Below are 17,760 nucleotides of genomic sequence, written 5' to 3'. Positions count from 1 at the left end.
TCGAACGCCACACGCCCCGCACCATTGAACTTCCCCTCCAACGGCGCCGCCGCCTGCACCAACTGACGAATCAACGTCCCCAGATCAGTACTCGAGCCACGCGACTTCGACGACAGAGTCGTCAGAACCTGGGCCCCCATATCGAACTTCATCCAGTCCCCCTGCCGAGCCTGAGCAAACAAATGTGCCCCTCATCCCTATCAACTCCGGCGGCGCCGAAGCAATCGAGTACCTCAAGGCTGTGGACAGGCTGTGACAGAGCCGTCGAAGAACCGGCGCGGGCAAGGAGGTGCGAACGTGGCGCACTTGTCACCGGCCGCGTTCCGTGAGTCGACGCATCATGAGTGCACGGGACCACTCCGGACTGTTCGGAGCCGCCGGGGGCGTTCGGGCGGCTACAGGCGGAGATGCTTCTCCGCCTCGGCCTGTTCGATCAACTCCGCGTAGGAGTCGTCCTCCGCAGACTGCCCCGACACGTGGTGAAGGGACGCCGACCACGGAATCGGGCACGGCGGTGCGTGGTCCGGGTCCGGGCACAGCAGCCTGACGATGCGTTCCTTGACCTCTTCGGCCTGCTGCTGGGTGGCGTAGATACCCAGCCGCACTTCCCAGATATTCGAGTTCTCAGACATCGCTCACGTCCCGGGGTGACAGAGAGAAAGGGGGAGGGGGAGGCGCAAAGGGGAAAGACGCAGAGAAAAGCAAAAAGAGACGAAATCAATCGCCCCTCTTGCTGAGGCTATCAGGTGCGCTTTGCGTTGCGGCGGCACTCCTCGCCGCGTGAGCCCCCGACAGAGCCGGTCAGCGGCCCCGGCCCCGGGGGCACTCTCCGAGATGAACCGCGCGATGGACCACCGTGGCCAGCTCCCGCATGTCCTCGGTGAAGGTGTCCACGCGAATCCGGCGTCCACTGTGCAGTCGTATCTCGCACGTGGAGCCCATGCCGCGAGCATCGGCGAGCGCCCGGCCGTCGCCGGCGGAGGCGCTCACCTGCGCCACGTCCTCCCAGGGGATGACGGTGGCGTCGCCCGCCACACGGTGGGTGAACCCCCGCTCATGGATGTCGAAGGACTGTTCCCGGGTACGGAACGCCTGCACCAGGCGCCAGATCCCCAGCCCCCACCCCACCAGACCCACCCCGAGCAGCAGCCCCGCCAGCTTCGGGGCCCCATGGACGGTGCCCACCGACGCGATCGCCACCGGCAGCCCGACGGCTGTGCCCACCGCCCCGATCACCAGCCAGATTCCCGCCTGCCGCAGGCGTTTCGCACCGTCGGTCCGGTGCTCTCGTACGAATCCGCCCAGCTGTTTGGCTACTTCCGTGCGTCTCATCGGGCCCCCTTCTTGGACATTCCAACAGTGCCCGCTGCCGGAGGATCCACCCCACCCGCGGCCCGCGAACCTCGCGCGGACCGGGTCGCGGGTCCGTCAGGTTACGCCTGAACCATCATGACGGTATGTCAATCACCTTGCTTGCAGCATAAGGTGGGCACCGCTTGTGTTCCGGAACGACAACGGCCCCCGCCACTGGGCGAGGGCCGGTCAATCGAAGGCTGTCGCGTGGCTCAGACGGTGAACTCCCCGCCCTTGGCGGCCGTCACGAACGACGACCAGACGGCCGACTCGAAGACGAGCGCGGGGCCGCCCGGGTTCTTGCTGTCACGTACGGGCACGACGGCGGGGAAGCCGTCGGCCACCTCGATGCAATTGCCGCCGTCCGTGTTGCTGTAGCTGGACTTGCGCCATGTCACGTTGCTGACGTCGATGGCTCGCACGGCATTTCCTCCAACATCCGCAGGATGAACTTCCGTGACTTGACCGGGGGTAGTGCCAGGTCACGCACCGCATCATATCTGCGCTGCACATGCTCAACCCTGCCTGATTCCTCGATCAGTTCACCACGTACGTCGTTCTCGGTGTAGGCCACCGTACGGCCGTCCGACAGCCGCAGAAACATTGCGTCGGTGCTCATCAGGCTATGAGGACCGGCGCTGAACGGCAGCACATGGAGGGTGATGTTCGGGCGGTCCGACGCCTCGGCCAGATACTCCACCTGTTCCTGCCAGGCCTGGGCGTCGCTCAGGTGCGTGCGCAGCACCGCCTCGGAGAGGATGACGCGAAACGGCGGTGCGTCGTCCCCCTCCAGCACCTTCCGCCGCCCTATGCGCGCTTCGACCTGCTGGTTCAGCTCTTCACCGTTGATGCCGCCCGCCGCGAGTGCCTCGCGCGCGTACTCGCTCGTCTGGAGCAGGCCCGGCGGGGCGCTCGCGGAGTACTGCCACAGGCTCACCGCCTCGGCCTCCAGGGTCATGTACCGGCGGTACTGCTCCCGGAACTGGGTCGGGTCGCCGACCGCGAGCTCCCACAGCGTGAGGAGGAGGCCGGGCGTCCCGTAATGCTGGTCGAGCGCCTGCACGACCTCCGGACCGCCGAGTGTCTCCCCGCTCTCCATCTTGCCGAACAACGACCAGTCCCAGCCAAGGACTTCGCCGAGCTTGCGCAGGCTGTGGCCCCTCTGCGAGCGGAGTATCCGCAGCTCCTCGACGAACCGCTGACGTGGCTGCTGGCTCCGACCCGTGACCACCCGTCTCGGCGGCATAGTGCGCTCCTCCGTGGAAGGTGTGGAACTACCGCCGGAGCCGGGGAAGTACAGCCCGTCGATGGTGTCCGTTCCCTGTTCCGGGTCCATTCTCGTAATGCCCGGAACACGCACAGTAGCCCAAGCCCCCACATCTCACACCGATGTTGGGTAAACGGAACGGAACTCCATGACGACACGACGGCGAGCGGTGCGGAAGATCAACGAAGCCGAGGAGGCGCGCGACGCACTCGGCGCGGCGCTTCGGCGGGCAGGCATCCAGCTTCCTGCGTTGGACATCCGTCCCGTGTCGCGCACCGACGGCACCGGATACGCGCTGGTGACCCTCGGTGACTGCTCCGCGCCCGTGGCCCGCGCGCTGGCGGCGGTCATCGAGAAGGGGGCGGCGGTCATGCGGCCGACGGCCGAGCACGGTGAGCCGGTGCGGGCGGGCGGAGGCGCGGGGTGAGCTTCGCCCCGGCCGTCGCACGTCCGTGGCGCGATGCGTGGCCGCCGGCCGCGCGGACGGACGACGGCAACGCGTGGGTGACGGGGAACTGCCGGCTGTACTGCCGACGCGAGGGCGTGCGCGTGCTGTGGGTCGGCTCCGTGCACACGCCCGGCGCGACGGGCGACCTGTACGCGTGCGGCCCGTGCGTCGCGGAACTCGACCACCTGGTGCGCGTCCAGTCGCACGCCAGGGACGCGCCCACCGGCCCCGCCGCGCGGTCCGCCGATCCTGCTTGCGGGGGAGACGCGACGGCGGGGACGGAGACCAGGTACGGGAACAGGAACGGGAACGGGGTTACGGCCAAGGCGGTGACGTGCGAGCACCGGCAGACCGAGAAGCGCGATGGCAAGATCCACTGCCGCACCTGCAGGCGACAGCTCTACCTGTGAGCGACACCGAGGGCAAGTGGTGGCCGAAGGACGAGGACGAGGAACCCCTGATCAAGGGCTCCGGCCTCAGCACTCGATGATGTTCACCGCGAGCCCGCCCCGCGCCGTCTCCTTGTACTTCACGCTCATGTCCGCGCCCGTCTCCTTCATGGTCTTGATGACCTTGTCCAGGGAGACCTTGTGGCTGCCGTCGCCGCGCAGCGCCATCTTCGCCGCCGTGACGGCCTTGACCGCGGCCATGCCGTTGCGCTCGATGCACGGGATCTGGACGAGACCGCCGACCGGGTCGCAGGTCAGGCCGAGGTTGTGTTCCATGCCGATCTCGGCGGCGTTCTCTACCTGCTCGGGGGTGCCGCCGAGGACCTCGGCGAGGGCGCCCGCGGCCATGGAGCAGGCGGAGCCGACCTCGCCCTGGCAGCCGACCTCGGCACCGGAGATGGAGGCGTTCTCCTTGAAGAGCATGCCGATGGCTCCGGCGGCCAGGAGGAAGCGGACGACGCCGTCCTCCTTCTCCGCCTCGGTGGCGCCGCCCGCCGCGAAGTTCATGTAGTAGTGCAGCACGGCCGGGATGATGCCCGCGGCACCGTTGGTGGGTGCGGTGACGACGCGGCCGCCCGCCGCGTTCTCCTCGTTGACCGCCATCGCGTAGAGGGTGATCCACTCCATCGCGTGGGTCTGCGGGTCGCCCTCGGCACGCAGCTGACGCGCTGTGGTCGCGGCACGGCGGCGGACCTTGAGACCGCCGGGCAGGATGCCCTCGCGGGACATGCCGCGCGCGACACAGGCCTGCATGACGTGCCAGATGTCCAGTAGACCCGAGCGGATCTCGTTCTCGGTACGCCAGGCCTTCTCGTTCTCCAGCATGAGCGAGGAGATGGAAAGGCCGGTGTCCTTGGAGAGCCGCAGCAGTTCGTCGCCGGTGCGGAAGGGGTACTTCAGCACGGTGTCGTCGAGGACGATCCGGTCCTCGCCCACCGCGTCCTCGTCCACGACGAAGCCGCCGCCGACCGAGTAGTACGTCTTCTCCAGGAGAGAGGCGCCCTCGTGGTCGAAGGCGAAGATCGTCATGCCGTTGGCGTGGTACGGCAGGGCCCTGCGGCGGTGCAGGACCAGCTGCTCGTCGGCGTCGAAGTCGATCTCGTGCATGCCGAGCAGGTTGATCCGGCCGGTGGTGCGGATCCGCTCCACCCGGTCGTCGGCGGACTCCACGTCCACGGTGCGGGGCGACTCTCCCTCCAGGCCGAGCAGGACGGCCTTGGGGGTGCCGTGGCCGTGACCGGTTGCGCCGAGGGAGCCGTACAGCTCGGCCCGTATCGAGACGGTGTGGGCGATCAGGCCCTCGTTCTTCAGCCGGCGCGCGAACATGCGGGCGGCGCGCATCGGGCCGACCGTATGGGAGCTGGACGGGCCGATGCCGATCGAGAACAGGTCGAAGACCGAGATGGCCACGGAAGACTCCTAAGGGTTGGTAGACGCCGTTGTCTGCCGGGTGGTGCGGTACGGACCGGTCGGCCCGAAGAGCAGCGGGGACAAGGGATGGGGCACCGCGCTCACTGACCAGTGTGCGTGGTGCCCCGCCCGAAAGGTGACGAACTGTGTCCCGTATTACTCGGGACGAGCCGCGTTCCGGACTACTTCAGACCGGGGTACAGCGGGAACTTCTCGGCCAGCGCGACGACGCGGGCCTTCAGGCTGTCCGCGTCGTAGGACGGCTTGAGCGCGGAGGCGATGATCTCCGCGACCTCGGTGAAGTCCTCGGCCTGGAAACCGCGGGTGGCCAGGGCCGGCGTACCGATCCGCAGACCCGAGGTGACCATCGGCGGCCGCGGGTCGTTCGGGATGGCGTTCCGGTTGACCGTGATGCCCAGCTCGTGCAGCCGGTCCTCGGCCTGCTGGCCGTCCAGCTCGGAGTTGCGCAGGTCGACGAGGACCAGGTGGACGTCCGTACCGCCGGACAGCACGGAGACACCGACCTCGGTGACGTCCGGCTGGACCAGCCGCTCGGCGAGGATGCGGGCGCCGTCCAGGGTGCGCTGCTGGCGCTCCTTGAACTCCTCGGTCGCCGCGACCTTGAACGAGACCGCCTTGGCCGCGATCACGTGCTCCAGCGGACCGCCCTGCTGGCCCGGGAACACCGCCGAGTTGATCTTCTTGGCGAGCTCCTGCGTCGACAGGATGACGCCACCGCGCGGACCGCCGAGGGTCTTGTGCGTGGTGGTCGTGACGACGTGGGCGTGCGGCACCGGGTTGGGGTGCAGACCCGCGGCCACCAGGCCGGCGAAGTGCGCCATGTCGACCATCAGGTACGCGCCGACCTCGTCCGCGATGCGGCGGAAGGCGGCGAAGTCCAGCTGACGGGGGTACGCGGACCAGCCGGCGACGATCAGCTTCGGCTTGGACTCCTTGGCCAGACGCTCGACCTCGGCCATGTCCACGACGCCGGTCTCGTCGACGTGGTACGGGACCACGTTGTAGAGCTTGCCGGAGAAGTTGATCTTCATGCCGTGCGTCAGGTGACCGCCGTGGGCCAGGTTCAGGCCCATGATCGTGTCGCCCGGCTTCAGCAGCGCGAACATCGCGGCGGCGTTGGCCTGCGCACCGGAGTGCGGCTGGACGTTCGCGGCCTCGGCGCCGAACAGCGCCTTGATGCGGTCGATGGCGATCTGCTCGACGACGTCGACGTGCTCACAGCCGCCGTAGTAGCGGCGGCCGGGGTAGCCCTCGGCGTACTTGTTGGTGAGGACGGAGCCCTGGGCCTCCATGACCGCGACCGGAGCGAAATTCTCCGAGGCGATCATTTCGAGGGTGGACTGCTGACGGTGGAGCTCGGCGTCGACGGCGGCGGCGACGTCCGGGTCCAGCTCGTGGAGGGAGGAGTTGAGAAGCGACATCAGGTGGTCCCTTGGGGTCTTTAGTTGCCGGAGAACTCGGTGTACTCGTCGGCGGAGAGCAGGTCCTTCGGCTCCTCCGCCACACGTACCTTGAACAGCCAGCCGCCTTCGAACGGAGCGGAGTTCACCAGCGACGGGTCGTCCACGACGTCCTGATTCGCGGCGGTGACCTCACCGGTCACCGGCGAGTACAGGTCGCTCACCGACTTGGTCGACTCCAGCTCGCCGCAGGTCTCGCCCGCGGTCACCGTGTCACCGACCTCGGGGAGCTGGGCGTAGACGACGTCGCCGAGCGCGTTGGCGGCGAACTCCGTGATGCCGATCGTCGCCACACCGTCCTCGACGGCCGACAGCCACTCGTGCTCCTTGCTGTAATGCAGCTGCTGGGGGTTGCTCATGACCTGAATTCTCCTGTACGCGTGGGAGTGCTGATGAACGGTGGTCTTACGGTGTGAGACGGGAATGCGTCACTTCTGAGGTGCGCGGACGTCACTTCTGACGCTTGTAGAAAGGCAGCGCCACGACTTCGTACGGCTCGTGGCTGCCCCGGATGTCCACCCCGATGCCCGTGGTGCCGGGCGTGGCGTGCGCGGCGTCCACGTACGCGATGGCGATCGGCTTGCCCAGGGTGGGCGACGGGGCGCCCGAGGTGACCTCGCCGACGATCTCGCCCCCGGCGACCACGGAAAAACCGGCGCGCGGCACCCGGCGGCCCTCGGCGATCAGCCCGACCAGCTTGCGGGGCGGGGCGGTCTCGGCGCGCTCGGCGGCGGCCGTCAGGGCCTCGCGGCCGACGAAGTCGCCCTCCTTCTCGAACTTCACGACCCGGCCGAGGCCGGCGTCGAAGGGGGTCAGCTCGGTCGTCAGCTCGTGCCCGTAGAGCGGCATGCCCGCCTCCAGGCGCAGCGTGTCGCGGCAGGAGAGCCCGCACGGGATCAGGCCGTGGGAGGCGCCGGCCTCGGTGAGGGCCTTCCACAGCTGCTCGGCGTGCTCGGGGGCGACGAACAGCTCGAAGCCGTCCTCGCCGGTGTAGCCGGTGCGGGCGATCAGCGCGGGCACACCGGCGACCGTGCCGGGCAGGCCGGCGTAGTACTTCAGGCTGTCCAGGTCGGCGTCGGTGACCGAGGCCAGGATGGCGGGGGACTCCGGGCCCTGGACGGCGAGCAGCGCGTACGCGTCGCGGTCGTCGCGCACCGCGGCGTCGAAGCCGTCGGCCCGCGCGGTCAGCGCGTCCAGCACGATCTGGGCGTTCCCGGCGTTGGCGACGATCATGTACTCGTCGTCACCGAGGCGGTAGACGATCAGGTCGTCCAGGATGCCGCCGTTCTCGGCGCAGATCATGGTGTAGCGGGCGCGGCCGACGGCGACGGTGCCGATGTTGCCGACCAGCGCGAAGTTCAGGAAGGCGGCGGCCTCGGGGCCGGTGACGGTGATCTCGCCCATGTGGGACAGGTCGAAGAGACCGGCCCTGGTGCGCACCGCGTTGTGCTCGTCGCGCTCGCTGGCGTACCGCAGGGGCATGTCCCAGCCCGCGAAGTCGGTCATGGTCGCGCCCAGCGAACGGTGCAGGGCATCGAGGGCGGTGAGACGGGGGGCGGTGCTCATGGATGTGACTCCCGGGGCATGACGACGAGGACAATCCCTCCCCATCTGTCATCGGAACCTGAGAGGTTCGCCGAGAGCCCCTGAGGGGTTCGGCTTGCACCTTGGGTGGAGCCGCGGAGCGGCCCGCTTTTCAGATCTGCCTCATCCACGCGGTACGGGGCCTGAGAGATTCAAGGGAGGAACTTGCTCCTTCGGCGCCCGGCACATGCAGTGACCGGAACTCTCCCGCGCGGATTCAAGCGGCCTTTATGCAGTTGGCCGGGTCATCATCGCACGCATTCCGTCGGAGTGGGGCCCCGGTCCCCTCTCGGAATCGACGGCGTGGACGGTTGTGTCGCATTACCTTTTCTTTACACTTCAGGGGCATACGCGGGTGACCCGACAGGGGGAGGGCGATGACGTTGCAGCGGTACGCGACAACCGCGGGAGTCGCGCACGACGCGATGCCCGCACAGCCGGGGGTCCCGGCCGGGGAGATGCTCGGCCCGCGCGCGCCCGTCGTACGAGACCTGCGGGGGCGGGCCGGGCGCGGCCCGCGCAGCCTGCGCTTCGCGGCGGGCGACGTGGTGGTGGTCTCCGGACTGCCCGGCAGCGGCAAATCGACGCTCATCCGGCGGACGGTGACGACGGCCCGCGCCATCGACTCCCAGGACACCCGGGACCGCTGGGCCCGGCTGATGCCCCGCTTACTCCCGTACGCCCTCTACCGTCCGCTGGTCCGCGCCGCCCACTACCGGGGACTGTGGCGCGCGCTGCGCTCCGGCGAGTCCGTCGTCGTCCACGACTGCGGAACCCAGGCGTGGGTGCGCGGCTGGCTGGCCCGTGACGCCCGGCGCCGGGGCCGCGTCCTCCATCTCGTCCTGCTCGACGTCACACCGCAGACGGCGAAGGAGGGCCAGCGGGAGCGCGGGCGGGGTGTCTCCGGATACGCCTTCGCCCGGCATCGCAGGGCGGTGGGGAAGCTGCTGCGGGTCACCGAGACCGGCCTGCTGCCGCCCGGCTGCGCCTCGGCGGTGCTGCTGGACCGCGAGGCGGCGAGGGCGCTGGGCCGGATCACGTTCGCCACGGCACCGAAGGCGCGGGCGGCAGGCCGTAATCTTCTGCGGGAAGGCTCGGGCAAGAAGGGGAAGCAGTGGACATTCCGGCGCAGGTCCAGTCCCATCCGCAGAGCGGATGGCCGGCCAATGAGCTCGAAGAGGTACTGATGGCCTCGGTGGGTAGCCCGGAGGCGGGCGGACGGCTCGTCGAGGTGCTCGGGCGCAGCCAGGTCTGGGTGCCCCTGCCCAATGGCGGCGGACCCGACTCCCCGGACCTGGACCTGCCGACACTGGAGATCGACGGCGCCGCGTACGTTCCTGTCTTCAGCTCCGAACAGCAGTTCCTCGCCTGCGTCGGCACCCGTATGTCCGTCACCGTCGCACCCGCCCGCGACTTCGCCCGCGGTCTGCCCCCGCAGCTCGGTATCGCGGTGAATCCGGGCGGCGCTGTCGGGATGCCGCTGCCGCCGCCCGCCGTGGCCGAGCTCTGCCGCGCCGGACGCACCCCGCTGGACGGGCCGGCCGGCGGCGGCCGGGTCCGGCTGTACGAACCGTCCTGGCAGGAGGAGCCCGTCGACTTCCTCGCCGCGGCGGCCGGCGAATTCGAGGAGAGCGGCGTCGTGCTCACCGCCCGCCGGACGCTGGCCAGCATCGAGGGCGGCGAGCCCGTCCTCTTCATAGGGGTCGAGTTCTCCACCTGGGAGGGCGCCGGACGCAACGCCCCGATGGACGCCCTCGGCCGTGCGCTGGGCCGGGTCGAGGTGCCCTGGCCGGTCAACCTGGTCCTGCTCGACGTGGCACAGGACCCGGTCGGCGACTGGATGCGGGAGAAGGTCCGGCCGTTCTACCGGCGCGAGACCCCGTAGCACGCCGACGGCTCCAGGGCCGATTGCCACGTCGGCCCATGGAGTCAAGTCGGTGTCAGGACCGACGCATAAGCTGGTTTGATGGCTGGTGCCTCGGCATCATGCCGCACCCGTGTGCCCCGGGAGCGGCGGGCCGACACAGTGGATCGAAGAGGGGCGGGACCAGGTGAGTGCGTCAGGCACCGCGGCGGCCGGGCAGGTCGAGCACATGCTGCGCCAAGTGACGCCGGGACGCTACGACGCGTACGAGGCGCTGCTGCAGGCCCTCGTGAACGGCCGGATCTGGATGCTCCTCTGGCACGGCCAGGCGGGCTCGCCCGACGCCCAGTACGGAAACATGGAGATCGACGGCCTCGGCTACGCCCCCTGTGTGACCTCCGCCCAGGAGCTCTCGGCCAGTGGCTGGAACCGGGCCCATGAACTGGTCGGCGGGCGCGACATCGCCCGTGCCCTCTTCCCCGACCGCTGGGGCATCTGGCTCAACCCGCACGCCCCGGGCGGCGGAATCGGCATCCCCTGGCTGGATCTGCGCCGGATCGCCACCGGCCTCGACCGGATGCCCGCGGGCCCCCTCCGGCTCACCGAGCCGGCCATCGAGATCCCGCAGTTCTACGCCCTGCTCGCGCAGAACGCCCACCACACCCCCGCGATCCGCTCGCTGCGCCGTGCCTGGGTGCAGCCCGCGCTCGGCGTCCCCTATCTCGCCATCGGCCTCGACCTCTACGACACGAGTCAGACCTCGGTCGACGCCGTGCGCGCGATGATGCAGCAGTCGATCGGCGCGGTCCCGGACGGGCTGCCCGTCTCCACCGTCGCGATGTCCGACGAGTACGACCCGGTCGCGATGTGGCTGCGCGCCAACGCCCGCCCGTTCTACGACCGCGAGGCCCATGCCCCGGCGGCCCCGGTGGCGGGCTACGGCTATCCGCCGCCGCAGGGCGCGTACTGAGCGCGCGCCGTCGGAGTCGCGCGTACCGGTAGGGGTGCGCGGTCGGCCGTACCCGGTGTCCGCGACGCGACCGCGTGAGCCCGGTGTGCCCGGAATGCAGGTGTACGTTCCTGATTTCCTGGACATACACATAGAGGGCCAACTCCCGAAATGTGGGCGCGTGTTCACGGCTTCCGGTGCATCTCGCCCTCCATGTCCGGGATTTCCGCGCTGGGGACGTCTGGTGGTGAAAGCGGCGTGAATCTACGCGCGTGCCCCTCTTCCGCCTCAACTGGCCCGTGTTCGAGGGGCGTTCACATCCGTCCGGATAACGGAACACCCCTGACCGCATCACGGTTAGGCATCCATTCGCCTGACGGTATGGCTACCGCGCGCAACAGCAATGAAGACTCCCGCAGCAAGGGCGTCCTGCCGCCTCTGTGTACGACTGACTGATCCGTGCCGCCACAGCGGCCAGTTCGGCCCGGCCACCGCCGGTTGAGAGGGGTCCTTGCCACGATGACGGCACCACTGCATGAGCCGACCACGGAAGCGGACCCGATCGCGACCGGTGGTCCCGCAGCCGACTCAGGGGTGAAGAAGGTCGAGGGACGGTCTCTCAAGCAGATCGCCTGGAACCGCCTGAAGCAGGACAAGGTCGCGCTGACGGGTGGCATCGTTGTCCTCGTCCTGATCGTGGTGGCGATCTTCGCGCCCCTCATCGTGGGCCTGCTGGGGCACCCGCCGAACGACTTCCACCAGGACAAGCTCGACCCGCTGACCAACCTCCCCCAGGGGAGCCTCGGCGGCGTCAGCGGCGACTTCCTCTTCGGCGTCGAGCCCAACAAGGGGCGCGACATCTTCAGCCGGATCGTCTACGGCGCCCGGATCTCGCTGCTCGTGGCGTTCCTCGCGGCCCTGGTCGCGGTGGCGCTCGGCACGCTCTTCGGGATCATCGCCGGCTACTTCGGCGGCTGGGTCGACGCGGTGATCAGCCGGGTCATGGACGTGCTGCTGTCGTTCCCGCAGCTCCTGTTCATCATCTCCCTCGTCTCCGTTCTCCCCGACGATCTGCTCGGCCTCACCGGCAGCGGGGTGCGCATCGCCGTACTGGTCGCCGTCATCGGCTTCTTCGGCTGGCCGTATGTGGGACGCATCGTCCGGGGCCAGACGCTCTCGCTGCGCGAGCGCGAGTACGTGGAGGCGGCGCGCAGCCTCGGCGGCGGACGCGGGCACATCCTCTTCCGGGAGCTGCTGCCGAACCTGGTGGCGCCGATCACCGTCTACGCGACGCTCATGATCCCCACCAACATCCTCACCGAAGCGGCCCTCAGCTTCCTCGGAGCCGGTGTCCGGCCGCCCACGGCCTCCTGGGGCGGCATGCTGCGGGACGCCCTGGAGACGTACGAGCACGACCCGATGTTCATGGTCTTTCCCGGCGTGACGATCTTCATCACCGTACTGGCCTTCAACCTCTTCGGGGACGGGCTGCGCGACGCCCTGGATCCCAAGGGGACCCGATAGCCCACGACTTGCCCCTGCCGCACTGTCAGGTGGCTCTTCCCATGGTTCTCCGGCAAGCAATGGCCTGGGACCGCGATCTCGGAGGTTACGAGAAAATGTCCACAGTTACCTCGAAACGACGGCTCACCGCTGGTGCGGCCCTCGTGGTCGCGGCGCTGATGACCACCACGGCGTGCGGCGGTGGCGACGACGGCGGCAGCGGCGACAGCAAGGCGAAGGGCGCCGGCTTCAACGCGGCGTTCAACAAGGTCGCCAACGCGTCCACCAAGAAGGGTGGAACGCTGAAGATGGTCGGCAAGCAGGACCTCGACTCCGCCGACCCCCAGCGTGCCTACTACGGCATGGCGTGGGACTTCATGCGCTTCTACACCCGCCAGCTCGTCACGTACGACACCAAGCCCGGCGCCGCGTCCACCAAGCTGGTCGGCGACCTCGCCACCGGCCCCGGTGTGATCTCGGACGGCGGCAAGACGTACACGTACAAGCTGCGGTCCGGCCTCACCTGGGAGGACGGCTCCAAGCTGACCTCCAAGGACGTCAAGTACGGCATCGAGCGCATCTGGGCGACGGACACCATCACCGGTGGCCCGCAGTACCTGATGCAGACGCTGGACCCCAAGCACGAGTACAAGGGCCCGTACAAGGACACGTCCGCGGACAAGCTCGGCCTGAAGGCGATCGAGACGCCCGACGACAACACCATCATCTTCAAGCTGCCCAAGCCCAACGGTGACTTCGAGCAGTTCCTCGCCATGCCGTCCGGCTCGCCCGTGAAGGCGTCGGAGGACACCAAGGCGAAGTACACCCAGCGGCCGTTCTCCTCGGGCCCGTACAAGTTCGAGACGTACAAGCCGGGCAAGAGCATCGTGCTCGTCCGCAACGACAAGTGGGACAAGTCCTCGGACCCGGTCCGTGCCGCCCTCCCGGACAAGGTCACGGTGACGATCTCCGCCAACCTGGAGGAGAACGACAAGAAGCTGATGGAGGGCGACTACGACGTCGACCTCAACGGCACCGGCATGACCCAGTCCGGCCGTGTGACCGCCGTCCAGGACCACAAGGACAGCGTCGACAACATGCAGACGTCCTTCGTCCGCTACGTCGCGCTCGTCCACACGGCGAAGCCGCTGGACGACGTCCACTGCCGCAAGGCCGTCTTCTACGCCACGGACTTCGCGGCCCTGCAGCAGACCCGCGGTGGCGAGATCGCCGGTGGCGCGATCGCCAACAGCACCCTGCCGGCCTCCATCAAGGGCCACAGCGACTACGACCCGTACGGTGTCCTCGCCCGCAAGGGCAAGCCGGACGCCGCCAAGGCCAAGGAAGAGTTGAAGGCCTGCGGCAAGCCCACCGGCTTCGCCACCAAGCTCAGCGCCCGTAACAACAACCCGGGCGAGGTCGACACCGCCGAGGCGCTCCAGGAGCAGCTCGGCAAGGTCGGCATCAAGATCGAGGTCGACCCGATCGACGGCGCCGAGGCCTCCAGCATCACCGGCTCGCCGTCCGTCGTGAAGAAGCGCGGCTACGGCATGACGATGAGCGGCTGGGGCCCGGACTTCCCGTCCGGCCAGGGCTTCGGTCAGCCGCTGTGGGACAGCCGGTTCCTGTCCGAGACCGGTAACTACAACGAGTCGCAGCTCAAGGACCCGGGGATCGACAAGCTCTTCGACAACGCGATCGCGGAGACCGACCCGGACAAGGCCGGCGAGATCTACAAGCAGCTCGACAAGCGGATCCTCGACCAGGCCGACTGGATGCCCTTCATCTACGAGAAGAACATCACCTGGCGCGGTAAGCGACTGACGAACGCCTACATGTCCGACGCGTACAACGGCCGTTACGACTACGTCTCGCTCGGCGTCGTCAAGTAATCGCTGTAGTCAACAGCATGTGCAGTCAACCCGGTTGACTGCTCCACCGCCGCCGAAACCCGCCAGTCCGAAGGGCAGGTGATGGCCCGGGGCGGTGGCCGGGAGCCCCCACAAGGGGTTCCCGGCCACCGGCGGGCCGCGCACAGTGCTTGCTTATCTCATCCGGCGCCTGTTCGCCGTAGTCATCATGGTGCTCGTCGTACTGCTCGCGACCTTCACCATCTTCTTCATGCTGCCCAAGTGGGCGGGTCAGGACGTCGCCGTCCTCTTCGCCGGCAAGGCCACGGGTGCCGAGCAGCTCGCGGGCATCCGGATCAAACTGGGTCTCGACGACCCCCTCCTTGTCCAGTTCTGGGACTTCGTCAAGGGCATCCCGATGGGGCGCGACTACGCGAACGGTGACGACGTCACCCACTGCGCCGCACCCTGCTTCGGCTACTCCTTCCGCACCGAAGTGCCGGTCTGGACCACGCTCAAGGACGCCCTGCCCGTGACCGGCGCGCTCGCCGCGGGTGCCTGCGTCCTGTGGCTCCTCGGCGGGGTCGCCACCGGTGTCGTGTCCGCGCTGCGGCGCGGCAGCATCTGGGACCGTGCCGCGATGACCACCGCCCTCGGCGGCGTCTCCCTGCCGATCTTCTTCACCGGCATGATCGCGATGGGCCTGTTCGTACACAACCTCGGCTGGGTGCACATCGCCGACAACCTCTCCACGGACGACGGCATCGGCACCTGGTTCCAGTCACTGGTCCTGCCGTGGATCGTGCTCGCCTTCCTGAACGCCGCGATGTACGCCCGGCTCACCAGAGCCACCATGCTCGAAGTGCTCGGCGAGGACTACATCCGCACCGCCCGCGCCAAGGGCCTGGGCGAGGGCACCGTCATCACCCGGCACGCCCTGCGTTCAGCGATGACCCCGATCCTCACCGTCTTCGGCCTCGACATCGGCGTGCTCCTCGGTGGCGCCGTCCTCACCGAGTCCACGTTCAACCTGCCGGGGCTCGGGCTCGCGGCGGTCCAGGCCATCAGCAACAAGGACCTGCCGGTGATTCTCGGTGTCACCCTGTTCGCGGCTCTCGCGATCGCCGTCGCCAACCTCGTCGTCGACATCATGTACGCCGTCATCGACCCGCGAGTGAGGCTGGGATGACCGAACTGCACAAGAGTGGTGCCGCGCTGGGCGAACCCGCCCCGGCCGGCTCGCCCGCTCCCACCGCCTTCCTCGAAGTGCGCGACCTCAAGGTGCACTTCCCGACCGACGACGGCCTGGTCAAGTCCGTCGACGGGCTCAACTTCCAGTTGGAGAAGGGCAAGACCCTCGGCATCGTCGGTGAGTCCGGCTCCGGCAAGTCCGTCACGTCCCTGGGCATCATGGGCCTGCACACCACGGGCCAGTACGGAAAGCGCAAGGCGCAGGTCTCCGGCGAGATCTGGCTGGACGGCAAGGAACTGCTGTCCGCGGACCCGGACGAGGTGCGCAAGCTGCGCGGCCGGGACATGGCCATGATCTTCCAGGACCCGCTCTCCGCGCTGCACCCGTACTACACGATCGGCAAGCAGATCGTGGAGGCGTACCGGGTCCACCACGACGTGGACAAGAAGACCGCCCGCAAGCGTGCGATCGAGATGCTCGACCGGGTCGGCATCCCGCAGCCCGACAAGCGTGTCGACAGCTACCCGCACGAGTTCTCCGGCGGGATGCGCCAGCGCGCGATGATCGCCATGTCGCTGGTCAACAACCCCGAGCTGCTGATCGCCGACGAACCGACGACCGCGCTGGACGTGACCGTCCAGGCGCAGATCCTCGACCTGATCAGGGATCTGCAGAAGGAGTTCGGCTCCGCGGTCATCATCATCACCCACGACCTGGGCGTCGTGGCGGAGCTCGCCGACGACCTCCTGGTGATGTACGGCGGGCGCTGCGTGGAGCGCGGACCGGCCGAGAAGGTGTTCTACGAGCCCCGGCACCCCTACACCTGGGGTCTGCTGGGCTCGATGCCGCGCCTCGACCGAGACCAGACCGACCGGCTCATCCCGGTCAAGGGGTCCCCGCCGTCGCTCATCAACATCCCCTCGGGCTGCGCCTTCAACCCGCGCTGTCCGTACGCGGATGTGCCCAAGGACGACGTGACCCGCACCGTTCGGCCCGAGCTGCAGGAGGTCGGCAGCCGGCACTGGGCGGCCTGCCACATGTCGCAGGAGCAGCGGGAGCGTATCTGGACCGAAGAGATTGCGCCCAAGCTGTGAGCGAGGACAAGGCCGTGACGAGCGAGGACAAGGGCGTGGACGTTCCGGCGCAGAGGTCTGCCGGGAGCGGCGCGCCGGTCGAGGACGCCGCCTCCCGCGAGGTGCTGCTCAAGGTGACCGGGCTGCAGAAGCACTTCCCTCTGAAGAAGGGGATGCTGCAGCGCAACGCCGGTGCCGTGAAGGCCGTCGACGGGATCGACTTCGAGGTGCGCTCGGGCGAGACCCTGGGCGTGGTCGGGGAGTCCGGCTGCGGAAAGTCGACGATGGGCCGGCTGATCACCCGGCTGCTCGAACCCACCGCGGGGAAGATCGAGTTCGAGGGGAGGGACATCACGCACCTCGGCGTCGGTGCCATGCGCCCGATGCGCCGCGACATGCAGATGATCTTCCAGGACCCGTACTCCTCGCTGAACCCCCGGCACACGATCGGCACGATCGTGGGCGCCCCCTTCAAGCTGCAGGGCGTCACGCCCGAGGGCGGCGTCAAGAAGGAGGTGCAGCGGCTGCTGGAGGTCGTGGGCCTCAACCCCGAGCACTACAACCGCTATCCGCACGAGTTCTCCGGCGGCCAGCGCCAGCGCATCGGGATCGCCCGCGCGCTCGCGCTCAACCCCAAGCTGGTCGTGGCGGACGAGCCGGTCTCGGCGCTGGACGTCTCCATCCAGGCCCAGGTCGTGAACCTGCTCGACGACCTCCAGACCGAGCTGGGTCTCACGTACGTGATCATCGCCCATGACCTGTCGGTCGTCCGGCACGTCTCGGACCGGATCGCGGTGATGTACCTCGGCAAGATCGTGGAGCTGGCCGACCGCGAGTCGCTCTACAAGGCGCCGATGCACCCGTACACCAAGGCGCTGCTCTCGGCGGTTCCGATTCCGGACCCGAAGCGCCGTTCGGCCAAGAGCGAGCGCATCCTGCTGAAGGGCGACGTGCCGTCGCCGATCTCGCCGCCCAGCGGCTGCCGGTTCCACACCCGGTGCTGGAAGGCCACGGAGGTCTGCAAGACGCAGGAACCGCCGCTGGTCGCGCTGAAGACCGGACACCAGGTGGCCTGCCACCACCCGGAGAACGCGCCCGACCAAGTGCCCGGTGAGACGGTGACGGCGGCGGCGCGCGAGGCGATCGAGATCGTCACGACAGGGCAGCCGGAGCCGGCCGGGGCGGAGGAGGCGGAGGCCGTCACGGCGGAGGATCCGGAGTCCGCCGCGGCGCCGAAGCCCGAGGCCGAGGAGGGCGAGGAAGCCGCCCCGGACGGCGGCACCGGATCGTCCGATACGCCGGAGGGCAGCCCGAAGGAGTAGTACCGGCACAATTGC

17 protein-coding genes, 1 pseudogene and 1 riboswitch are annotated in these 17,760 nt (G+C 68.7%); of the genes and pseudogenes, 10 read left to right on the top strand and 8 right to left on the bottom strand.

Translation table 11 applies throughout. From position 1 onward, the window contains the following. Positions 1 to 395 precede the first annotated feature (395 nt). From ACF1B9_RS28460 to ACF1B9_RS28445, 4 genes are all read right to left on the bottom strand, one after another. Positions 396 to 632 (bottom strand): hypothetical protein, encoded by a 237-nt coding sequence (locus ACF1B9_RS28460; protein WP_391742676.1) that lies wholly within the window; start codon positions 630 to 632, stop codon positions 396 to 398. 169 nt (positions 633 to 801) lie between these two features. Beyond that, positions 802 to 1,332 carry a hypothetical protein gene (locus tag ACF1B9_RS28455; protein WP_391742678.1) on the bottom strand — a complete coding sequence of 177 codons (531 nt, stop codon included), beginning with the start codon at positions 1,330 to 1,332 and terminating at the stop codon, positions 802 to 804. A 233-nt stretch (positions 1,333 to 1,565) separates the two neighbouring features. After that, positions 1,566 to 1,775: a DUF397 domain-containing protein gene (locus ACF1B9_RS28450; RefSeq protein ID WP_391742679.1), complete on the bottom strand. Its 210-nt coding sequence runs from the start codon at positions 1,773 to 1,775 to the stop codon at positions 1,566 to 1,568. After that, positions 1,748 to 2,599, bottom strand: coding sequence for a helix-turn-helix domain-containing protein (locus ACF1B9_RS28445; RefSeq protein WP_391742681.1), 852 nt, complete (start codon positions 2,597 to 2,599; stop codon positions 1,748 to 1,750). The genes ACF1B9_RS28450 and ACF1B9_RS28445 overlap by 28 nt, the downstream gene beginning before the upstream one ends. Before the next feature lie 169 nt (positions 2,600 to 2,768). Between ACF1B9_RS28445 and ACF1B9_RS28440 the strand changes: the two genes are divergently transcribed. Further along, on the top strand, positions 2,769 to 3,047 hold the full coding sequence (locus tag ACF1B9_RS28440; protein WP_391742682.1) for a hypothetical protein: 279 nt from the start codon (positions 2,769 to 2,771) through the stop codon (positions 3,045 to 3,047). Then, complete coding sequence (locus ACF1B9_RS28435; protein WP_391742683.1) at positions 3,044 to 3,478, top strand: hypothetical protein; 435 nt, start codon at positions 3,044 to 3,046, stop codon at positions 3,476 to 3,478. Before ACF1B9_RS28440 ends, ACF1B9_RS28435 begins: the two co-directional genes overlap by 4 nt. A gap of 66 nt (positions 3,479 to 3,544) precedes the next feature. Here ACF1B9_RS28435 and ACF1B9_RS28430 read toward each other — a convergent pair whose 3' ends face one another. The 4 genes from ACF1B9_RS28430 to gcvT all read right to left on the bottom strand — a co-directional run bounded on the left by ACF1B9_RS28430 (position 3,545) and on the right by gcvT (position 7,974). Beyond that, positions 3,545 to 4,927: an L-serine ammonia-lyase gene (locus ACF1B9_RS28430; RefSeq protein WP_391742684.1), complete on the bottom strand. Its 1,383-nt coding sequence runs from the start codon at positions 4,925 to 4,927 to the stop codon at positions 3,545 to 3,547. Between the two features lie 182 nt (positions 4,928 to 5,109). Continuing rightward, complete coding sequence (gene glyA / locus ACF1B9_RS28425; protein WP_361456694.1) at positions 5,110 to 6,369, bottom strand: serine hydroxymethyltransferase; 1,260 nt, start codon at positions 6,367 to 6,369, stop codon at positions 5,110 to 5,112. A gap of 20 nt (positions 6,370 to 6,389) precedes the next feature. Further along, positions 6,390 to 6,767 (bottom strand): glycine cleavage system protein GcvH, encoded by a 378-nt coding sequence (gcvH, locus tag ACF1B9_RS28420; protein ID WP_391742686.1) that lies wholly within the window; start codon positions 6,765 to 6,767, stop codon positions 6,390 to 6,392. 91 nt (positions 6,768 to 6,858) lie between these two features. Continuing rightward, the gene (gene gcvT / locus ACF1B9_RS28415; protein ID WP_391742687.1) at positions 6,859 to 7,974 is read right to left on the bottom strand and encodes a glycine cleavage system aminomethyltransferase GcvT; all 1,116 of its coding nucleotides are present in this window, start codon (positions 7,972 to 7,974) and stop codon (positions 6,859 to 6,861) included. Between the two features lie 140 nt (positions 7,975 to 8,114). Then, positions 8,115 to 8,212, bottom strand: a riboswitch (glycine riboswitch). Between the two features lie 157 nt (positions 8,213 to 8,369). Here gcvT and ACF1B9_RS28410 point away from each other — a divergent pair. The 8 genes and pseudogenes from ACF1B9_RS28410 to ACF1B9_RS28375 form a co-directional block, all read left to right on the top strand. Further along, positions 8,370 to 9,053: pseudogene (locus ACF1B9_RS28410) on the top strand (AAA family ATPase); the annotation flags it as partial. Between the two features lie 53 nt (positions 9,054 to 9,106). Next, positions 9,107 to 9,877, top strand: a complete 771-nt coding sequence (locus tag ACF1B9_RS28405) for an enhanced serine sensitivity protein SseB (RefSeq protein ID WP_391742689.1) — start codon at positions 9,107 to 9,109, stop codon at positions 9,875 to 9,877. Between the two features lie 166 nt (positions 9,878 to 10,043). Further along, positions 10,044 to 10,826, top strand: coding sequence for an enhanced serine sensitivity protein SseB C-terminal domain-containing protein (locus ACF1B9_RS28400; RefSeq protein WP_365690987.1), 783 nt, complete (start codon positions 10,044 to 10,046; stop codon positions 10,824 to 10,826). A 498-nt stretch (positions 10,827 to 11,324) separates the two neighbouring features. Further along, complete coding sequence (locus ACF1B9_RS28395) at positions 11,325 to 12,329, top strand: ABC transporter permease (RefSeq protein WP_391742690.1); 1,005 nt, start codon at positions 11,325 to 11,327, stop codon at positions 12,327 to 12,329. Positions 12,330 to 12,424: 95 nt separating this feature from the next. Beyond that, positions 12,425 to 14,200, top strand: a complete 1,776-nt coding sequence (locus ACF1B9_RS28390; RefSeq protein ID WP_391742692.1) for an ABC transporter substrate-binding protein — start codon at positions 12,425 to 12,427, stop codon at positions 14,198 to 14,200. A gap of 145 nt (positions 14,201 to 14,345) precedes the next feature. Next, entirely contained in the window at positions 14,346 to 15,347 is a 1,002-nt protein-coding gene (locus tag ACF1B9_RS28385; protein WP_391742937.1) for an ABC transporter permease, read from the top strand. Continuing rightward, the gene (locus ACF1B9_RS28380; RefSeq protein WP_391742694.1) at positions 15,344 to 16,444 is read left to right on the top strand and encodes an ABC transporter ATP-binding protein; all 1,101 of its coding nucleotides are present in this window, start codon (positions 15,344 to 15,346) and stop codon (positions 16,442 to 16,444) included. The genes ACF1B9_RS28385 and ACF1B9_RS28380 overlap by 4 nt, the downstream gene beginning before the upstream one ends. A gap of 35 nt (positions 16,445 to 16,479) precedes the next feature. Further along, a complete protein-coding gene (locus tag ACF1B9_RS28375; RefSeq protein WP_391742939.1) occupies positions 16,480 to 17,745 on the top strand; it encodes an ABC transporter ATP-binding protein in 1,266 nt (421 codons plus the stop codon). Positions 17,746 to 17,760: the final 15 nt, after the last annotated feature.

The sequence above is a fragment of the Streptomyces sp. NPDC014727 genome (assembly GCF_043083485.1).
Lineage (GTDB): Bacteria > Actinomycetota > Actinomycetes > Streptomycetales > Streptomycetaceae > Streptomyces.
Note: the sequence above shows the minus strand (reverse complement) of the source record. Positions and strands in the feature narration are given on the sequence as shown.